This window comes from Streptomyces atroolivaceus, from assembly GCF_000717025.1.
GTDB lineage: Bacteria > Actinomycetota > Actinomycetes > Streptomycetales > Streptomycetaceae > Streptomyces > Streptomyces atroolivaceus.
Window position 1 is genome coordinate 69,217 of the sequence record NZ_JNXG01000022.1, and the last position, 7,442, is coordinate 76,658.

General features: G+C 71.7%; 6 protein-coding genes and 2 rRNA genes. 1 reads left to right on the forward strand and 7 read right to left on the reverse strand.

The window, feature by feature from the left end; translation table 11 throughout:
• Positions 1–12: 12 nt before the first annotated feature.
• From OO67_RS32810 to OO67_RS32825, 4 genes are all read right to left on the reverse strand, one after another.
• Positions 13–816, reverse strand: coding sequence for an ABC transporter ATP-binding protein (locus tag OO67_RS32810; RefSeq protein WP_033305464.1), 804 nt, complete (start codon positions 814–816; stop codon positions 13–15).
• Positions 817–872: 56 nt separating this feature from the next.
• Positions 873–1,931, reverse strand: coding sequence for a FecCD family ABC transporter permease (locus tag OO67_RS32815; RefSeq protein WP_033305465.1), 1,059 nt, complete (start codon positions 1,929–1,931; stop codon positions 873–875).
• Entirely contained in the window at positions 1,928–2,989 is a 1,062-nt protein-coding gene (locus tag OO67_RS32820) for a FecCD family ABC transporter permease (protein WP_382056153.1), read from the reverse strand. The genes OO67_RS32815 and OO67_RS32820 overlap by 4 nt, the downstream gene beginning before the upstream one ends.
• Before the next feature lie 91 nt (positions 2,990–3,080).
• A complete protein-coding gene (locus tag OO67_RS32825; RefSeq protein ID WP_033305466.1) occupies positions 3,081–4,109 on the reverse strand; it encodes an HAD hydrolase-like protein in 1,029 nt (342 codons plus the stop codon).
• 71 nt (positions 4,110–4,180) lie between these two features.
• Here OO67_RS32825 and OO67_RS32830 point away from each other — a divergent pair, with 71 nt between their 5' ends.
• Entirely contained in the window at positions 4,181–5,461 is a 1,281-nt protein-coding gene (locus tag OO67_RS32830; protein ID WP_033305467.1) for a DUF1015 family protein, read from the forward strand.
• Positions 5,462–5,586: 125 nt separating this feature from the next.
• Here the strand turns inward: OO67_RS32830 and OO67_RS39410 are convergent, their stop codons facing one another.
• The 3 genes from OO67_RS39410 to OO67_RS32845 all read right to left on the reverse strand — a co-directional run.
• Positions 5,587–6,351, reverse strand: coding sequence for a tetratricopeptide repeat protein (locus OO67_RS39410; protein WP_033305475.1), 765 nt, complete (start codon positions 6,349–6,351; stop codon positions 5,587–5,589).
• 856 nt (positions 6,352–7,207) lie between these two features.
• A 5S ribosomal RNA gene (rrf, locus tag OO67_RS32840) occupies positions 7,208–7,323 on the reverse strand.
• A 42-nt stretch (positions 7,324–7,365) separates the two neighbouring features.
• Positions 7,366–7,442, reverse strand: a 23S ribosomal RNA gene (locus OO67_RS32845); the annotation flags it as partial.

The following is a 7,442-nucleotide window of genomic DNA, read 5'->3' on the forward strand; positions in this document are numbered from 1 at the left end:
CGTACGGCGGCCTCAGACGGAGGCCTCCGTGCGCTTCCTCCGGGCGGCGGGGACGACGAGCGGTGTTCCCGTCTCTGGGTCGTCGATCACCTGGCACCGCATGCCGAAGACGTCCTCGACGAGCTGCGCGGTGACGATGTCGCCGGGCGCGCCCTCGGCGATGATCGCGCCCTCGCGCATGGCGATGAGGTGGGTGGCGTACCGGGCGGCGTGGTTGAGGTCGTGCAGCACCGCGACGAGCGTGCGGCCCTGCGTCTCGTGCAGCTCCGCGCAGAGGTCGAGCACGTCGATCTGATGCTGGATGTCGAGATACGTCGTCGGCTCGTCCAGCAGCAGCAGAGGGGTCTGCTGGGCGAGGGCCATGGCGATCCAGACCCGCTGGCGCTGGCCGCCGGACAGTTCGTCGACGTAGCGGTCGGCGAGCCCGCCGACGCCGGTCGACTCCATGGACTCCTTCACGATCCGCTCGTCCTCGGGCGACCACTGGCGCAGGAGCCCCTGGTGGGGGTAGCGGCCGCGCGAGACGAGGTCGGCGACGGTGATGCCGTCCGGGGCGATGGAGGACTGGGGCAGCAGGCCCAGGGTCCTGGCGACCTTCTTCGCGGGCATCCGGTGGATGGACTGCCCGTCCAGCAGGACGTCGCCGGCGTTCGGCCTCAGCATCCTGGAGAGGGCACGCAGCAGAGTCGACTTACCGCAGGCGTTGGGGCCGACGATGACCGTGAAGGAGTGGTCGGGGATCTCGACCGAGAGGTTCTCGGCGATGATCCGCTGGTCGTAGCCGAGGGTCACCGAGTCGGCGGTGAGGCGCTGCATGGTCGTACTCCCGGAATCTGTGGAGATGGTCTGCGAGGTGCCCGGCCTACCCGGCTTCATATGCGTCCCGCCCTGCGCTCGGACACCAGGAGCCACAGCAGGTAGCAGCCGCCGAGCACGCCGGTGACGACGCCCACCGGGAGCTGGCGGTCCCCGAAGGCGTTCATGGCGGTCCAGTCGGCGACGAGGAGCAGGGCCGCACCCGTGGCGGCCGCGGCTGCCAGGTTGGGGCCGGGTGCGCGGGTGAGGCGGCGGGCGACCTGCGGAGCGCTGAGCGATACGAAGACGATCGGTCCGGCGGCGGCGGTGGCGACGGCGACGAGCAGCACGGCGCAGCTCAGCAGGACGAGCCGGGTGCGTTCCACCCGCACGCCCAGGGCGTGGGCGGCGTCGTCGCCCATCTCGATCATGCGCAGCGCCCGTCCCTGGCCGAGGACCAGGGGGATCAGGACGCAGCAGACCGCGAGCAGCGGCCAGACCTGGGACCAGTCCCGGCCGTCCAACGAGCCGGTCATCCACACGACGGCTCGGGTGGCGTCGACGAGATCGGCCTTGGTGATCAGGTAGTGGATGGCCGCGGTGAGCATCGCGGCGGCGCCGATGCCGACGAGGACGAGCCGGTAGCCGTGCACCCCGCGCTTCCAGGCCAGCAGGTACACGGCGGCACCCGTCAGCAGGCCCCCGCCGACGGCGCCCGCCGCCACCTCGGCGGGACCGCCGCCGAAGAGCACGATGACGGTGAGGGCGCCGACCGCGGAGCCCTGGCCGAAGCCGAGCACGTCGGGACTGCCGAGCGGATTGCGGGAGACGCTCTGGAAGACGGCGCCGCCGACACCGAGCGCGGCGCCCACGAGGAGCCCGACCAGCACCCTGGGCAGCCGCAGTTCGGTGACGATGAACTCCTGCTGGAAGGTGCCGTTGCCGAACAGCGTGGTGACGACCTGACCGGGTGACATGGAGTAGTCGCCGCTGCCGATCAGCACCACGGCGGCGAAGGCCGCGGCGGCGACGAGCAGCGCGATCACGGTGAACGCGCGCGCGTCCACCCGGAACGAGAGCCCGCCGGCGGTCCGCACGGCGTGGACCGTCCTCGTGGTGTCCTGCGGGGGCTTCACAGCTGGGCCATCCTCTTGCGCCGTACGAGATGGATGAAGACGGGCCCGCCCAGCAGCGCCGTGACGATGCCCACCTGAAGTTCGGAGGGGCGGGCGATGACCCTGCCCACCACGTCCGCGCCCAGCAGCAGCACGGGTGCGAGCACGGCCGCGTAGGGCAGGATCCACCGCATGTCCGGGCCGGTGATGGTGCGGACCAGGTGCGGGATCATCAGCCCGATGAAGACGATCGGCCCGCAGGCGGCGGTCGCCGCCCCGCAGAGCAGGGTGACGGCCACCATCGCGAGGACGCGGGTGCGGGTCAGGTGCGCGCCGAGCGCCTTGGCCGTGTCGTCGCCCATCTCCAGCGCGTTGAGCGGCCTGGCTATGACCAGGGCGAGCAGCACCCCGAGCGCGATGAACGGCCACACCTTGCCGACGGTCTCCGGGTTCGCCGAGGCCAGCGACCCCACGGTCCAGAAGCGCAGCCGGTCGAGCGCCGCCGAGTCCAGCAGTTGTACGGCGTTGACGTAGCCGAACAGCGCCGCGGTGACCGCAGTGCCGGCGAGGGCCAGCCGTACGGGGTTCGAGGACCGGCTGCCGCCGAGCAGGTACACCGCCACGGAGACGATCGCGGCGCCGCCGAACGCGAACCAGACGTATCCGGTCAGCGAGGTGACGCCGAGGAAGGTGATGGCCGAGACGACGGCCGCCGCCGCGCCCGCGTTGACACCCAGCAGACCGGGCTCGGCGAGCGGGTTGCGGGTCAGCGCCTGCATCACGGCGCCGGCCAGGCCCAGGGCGGCACCGACGATCAGCCCCAGCACGGTGCGCGGGACCCGCACGTCCCGTACGAGGACGTCACCGCTGGTGCCCGAGTAGTGGGCCAGTCCGTGCCACACGTCGGACAGCGGGAGGGCCTTGGCGCCGATCGCGATACTCGCGAGGCACACCAGCACCAGCACACCCACGGCGACCAGCAGGCCCGCGGCGCGTACCGCGTGGCGCCCGGCGCGCGTGCCTGTGTCCGGCGTGGCTGGGGGGCCGGAACTCGATTCGGGGGGACTCTCTACCAACACCTGGTTAGGTTAGCCTATCCTCCTATCTCCTCAACTCCCCCGTACCGCATACGGTCCCGCGGGCCGGACGCCCGGTCCTCGGTCCGGAGCTCTACAGATCCAGTACGGCCAGGGCCTTCGCAGCGTCCAGCCGGCACGAGCCCTCCCCGGCCTGCGTCCACGCCGCCCCGCACAGGGCACGCAGCGCGTCGATCGCGTCGCCGCCACCCTCGAGCACGAGTGCGTCCCCGCGGACGACGGCAGTCCAGCCACCGCAGCGGATCCCGCCGCTCTCCTCCGACACCTCGGGCTGACCGCTGAGCAGCCCCCGCAGGTCCCGGTCCACGTACGTCGGGCGGTACTTGGGTTCGGCCGCGATGAGCTGCGCCGCGTCGGTCACCCCGGTCAGGACCAGCAGCGAGTCCACACCGCCGTTGAACGCGCCCTCGATGTCCGTGTCCAGCCGGTCCCCGACGACCAGCGGCCGCTTCGCTCCGGTCCGCAGCACGGTCTCGCGGTGCATCGGCGGCAGCGGCTTGCCCGCCACCTGGGGCTCTGCACCGGTCGCGATCCGTACGACCTCCACCGCCGCGCCGTTCCCCGGCGCGATACCCCGGGCGCCCGGGATCGTCAGGTCCGTGTTGGACGCGAACCACACCGCACCTCGCGAGATCGCGTACGCAGCCTCGGCGAACCGGCCCCAGGCGAGATCGGGCCCGCCGAACCCCTGTGCCACCGCTACCGGATCGTCGTCCGCCGACTCGACGGGCACCAGCCCGCGCTCCCGCAGCGCGACCCGCAGCCCTTCACCGCCGACCACGAGCACCCTGGCCCCGGACGGCAGCTGATCGGCCATCAGCCGGGCCACCGCCTGTGCCGACGTGATCACATCAGCAGGATCGGCCGGCACCCCGAGCTCCGTCAGGTGCTCGGCCACCGCGTCCGGCGTACGCAGCGCGTTGTTCGTCACGTACGCCAGATGCATCCCGCCCGCGCGTGCCCTGCTCAGCGACTCGACGGCGTGGACGATCGCGTGCCCGCCCGCGTACACCACCCCGTCGAGATCGAGCAGGGCCGTGTCGTACGCCTCGCTCAGCGCCGCGCTGCTCCCGAGCGGCCGGGACCTGTACTGCTGACTCATATGCCTGCGCTCCTCTGTCCATCCTCTCCCCCGATCATCGCGCATCGCGGGAGCGCACATACGATGCCCGGATGAACACATCCGGTCACGCCGCCGGTGGGGGACTGCGGCTGATCCCCTTCCGCGGACTGCGGTACGTCCCCGAACGGGTCGGCAGCCTGGCGGCTGTGACCTCACCCCCGTACGACGTCGTCGTCCGGCCCGACGGGCTGCACCACCTCGAGTCCGCGGACCCGCACAACATCGTGCGGCTGATCCTGCCGCAGGGCGGCACGGCCGCCGCCCGCCACCAGCAGGCCGCCGGAACACTGAAGCGCTGGCTCGCCGAGGGCATCCTCGCGGCGGACCCTGTACCCGTGCTCTACGTCTACGAGCAGCGGGCCGGCGACGAGCTCCAGCGCGGTGTGATCGGGGCCCTGGCACTCTCCCCCGCGTCGGAGGGCGTCGTACTGCCGCACGAGGACGTCATGGCCGATGTCGTGGAGGACCGCGCCGACCTGATGCGCACGGCCGCCGCCCACCTCGAACCCCTGCTTCTCAGCTACGCGGGTGACGGCGGGCCGAGCGGGGCGACGGCCGTCATCGAGCGGGTGGTGGAGCGACTCCCGCTTCTCGCCACGACGACCGAGGACGGTGTCAGCCACCGTCTCTGGGCCGTCACCGACCCGGCGGAACACACGGAGATCGAGTCGGATCTCTCCCACCGCCAGGCGCTGATCGCCGACGGCCACCACCGCTGGGCCACCTACCTCAGGCTCCAGCAGGAGCACTCCGACCCCGGTCCCTGGGACTTCGGTCTCGTCCTGCTCGTCGACACCGCCCGCTATCCGCTGCGGGTCCGCGCCATCCACCGCCTGCTGCACCGCCTTCCGGTCGCCCGCGCGCTCCGCGCCCTCGACGGCCGCTTCCGTGTGAGACCCGTCGACGGGCCGCTGCACCGGGCACTCGGAGCGCTCGCGGACACCGCGGCCGAAGGCAACGCCTTCCTTCTCGCGGGCGACGGCCGTTTCCACCTGATCGACGGGCCGGACGAAGAACTGCTCGCGCGTACGGTGCGCGCCGACCGGCCGGCGGCCTGGCGCGCTCTGGACGCGACCGTGCTGCACTCCACGCTCCTCGACGACGTATGGCGCATCCCCGACGCCCCCGAGCACATCGCCTACATCCACGACACCGCGGCGGCGGTCGAGCAGGCGGAACGGCACGACGCAACGGCGGTACTGATGCGTCCGGTGCGCGAGGACGTCGTGCGGGACCTGGCCAGACAGGGCGTCACGATGCCTCGTAAGTCGACCTCGTTCGGCCCCAAGCCTGCCACGGGGCTGGTCCTGCGCAGTCTCGGCACCGGCTGAAGCGAGCCGCCTCGCACGTAGTGCCGGCCTCACGGTCGCCGGAGCGGGCTCAGCCGGGCGCGGAACGCATGAAGGGCGGCACCCGCCGTGGGTGCCGCCCTTCATGTTCCGTGCCTCAGCGATGCTCAGTCCTTGGCGGACCTGTCGTCGTCGCCGTCCTCGTGGTCCGCGTCCTCGTCGTCCGAGTCCTCGTCGTCCTCGTCGTCCTGGTCATGGCCGACGGGTGCGTGACCCTCGACGTCGCCGGCTTCACCGGCGTGCGCGTCGTCGTCGCCGAGTGCGTCGACGAACTCCACACCATCGAGTTCGGCCAGCCGGTCGGACGCGTCGGTCGCACCGTCCTTGTCGGCCTCCATGGCCTTCCCGAACCACTCACGGGCCTCGTCCTCGCGGCCTGCTTCCAGAAGTGCGTCGGCGTAGGCGTAACGCAGGCGCGGAGTCCAGGAGTGGACGGCGCTGGAGGCGAGCTCGGGGCTCTGCAGCGTGACGATCGCGGCGTCGATCTGCCCCATGTCCCTGCGGGCGCCCGCAGCGACCAGGCGCATCTCGACCTGCCCGGCCTTGTCCAGCTTCTGTACCTCGGGCTCGCCGGCCATGTCCATGGCCCGCTCGGGACGGCCCAGTCCGCGCTCGCAGTCGGCCATGACGGGCCACAGTTCCACCGAGCCGGTCATCCGGCGCGACGCCCTGAACTCGGCCAGCGCTTCGGCGTACCTCTGGGTGGCGTACGCGGCGAAGCCCGCCGCCTCGCGCACCGCGGCGACCCTGGATGCCAGACGCAGGGCGATGCGCGAGTAGGCGTAAGCCTGCTCGGGGTCCTCGTCGATCAGGCGGGCGACCATGACGAGGTTCCGTGCGACGTCCTCGGCGAGGGTCTTCGGCAGGCTCATCAGCTCCTGCCGGACGTCCTTGTCGATCTCGTGGCCGGTGACGTCGTCGGGGATGGGGAGCCGCTTGATGGGCTCACGGTCCCGGTCGTCGCGCCCCTGGTAACCGCCACGGTCGTCACGGCCGCGGTAGCCACCGCGGTCGTTGCCCCGGTCGTTGTCACGGCGGGGGGCACGGTCGTCACGGCGGAAGCCGCCGGGGCGGTCGTCGTCGCGACGCGGGCCACGCGGCCGGTCGTCACGGCGCTCGAACCCACCACCGGAAGGGCGGCCACCACGGTCGCCGGAGCCGCGGTTGTCGTCGCGGCGGAAGCCGCCGGGGCGGTCGTCGTCGCGACGCGGGCCACGCGGCCGGTCGTCACGGCGCTCGAACCCACCACCGGAAGGGCGGCCACCACGGTCGCGGGGTCCACGGTCACGGTCGTCACGCCGGAAACCACCGCCGGAGCCACCACCCCGGCTGTCATCACGCCGGAAACCGCCACCACCGGTGCCGCCACCCCGACTGTCGTCACGGCGGAAACCACCGCCGCCGGCACCGGCCCCGGCACCCCGGTTGTCATCACGCCGGGGCCCGCGGTCACGGTTGTCACGGCGGAAACCGCCACGGTCGTTGTCCCGTCGAGGCGCTGCGGACCGGTCGTCGCGGCCTCCTCGGAAGCCGCCCCTGTCACCACCGTCCCGGCGACGCGGCTCGCGCTCCGGACGGTCGTCGGAAGAGTTGGTGGACATGGGGGTGACTCCTGTCATCGGGTACCACAGACATTCTCGCGCAGCCGACCATCCGACGCGCTTCGACAAAACAAAAAAGGACCCTCGGCCCCAGCATGAACGCTGGGACCAAGGGTCCTGAAAGATTGTTCGGCGGCGTCCTACTCTCCCACAGGGTCCCCCCTGCAGTACCATCGGCGCTGAAAGGCTTAGCTTCCGGGTTCGGAATGTAACCGGGCGTTTCGTAGTTGTTCAACCAGCACGACTGTTCGTGGCCTGGGAACAACACAGTGGACGCGAGCAACTGAGGACAAGCCCTCGGCCTATTAGTACCAGTCAGCTCCACCCGTTACCGGGCTTCCACATCTGGCCTATCAACCCAG

Excerpts from the sequence above, each read along its gene's own strand:
- OO67_RS32810 (WP_033305464.1), bottom strand. The coding sequence starts at position 816 with ATGCAGCGCCTCACCGCCGACTCGGTGACCCTCGGCTACGACCAGCGG.
- OO67_RS32825 (WP_033305466.1), bottom strand. The coding sequence starts at position 4,109 with ATGAGTCAGCAGTACAGGTCCCGGCCGCTCGGGAGCAGCGCGGCGCTG.
- OO67_RS32830 (WP_033305467.1), top strand. The coding sequence starts at position 4,181 with ATGAACACATCCGGTCACGCCGCCGGTGGGGGACTGCGGCTGATCCCC.
- OO67_RS39410 (WP_033305475.1), bottom strand. The coding sequence starts at position 6,351 with ATGAGCCTGCCGAAGACCCTCGCCGAGGACGTCGCACGGAACCTCGTC.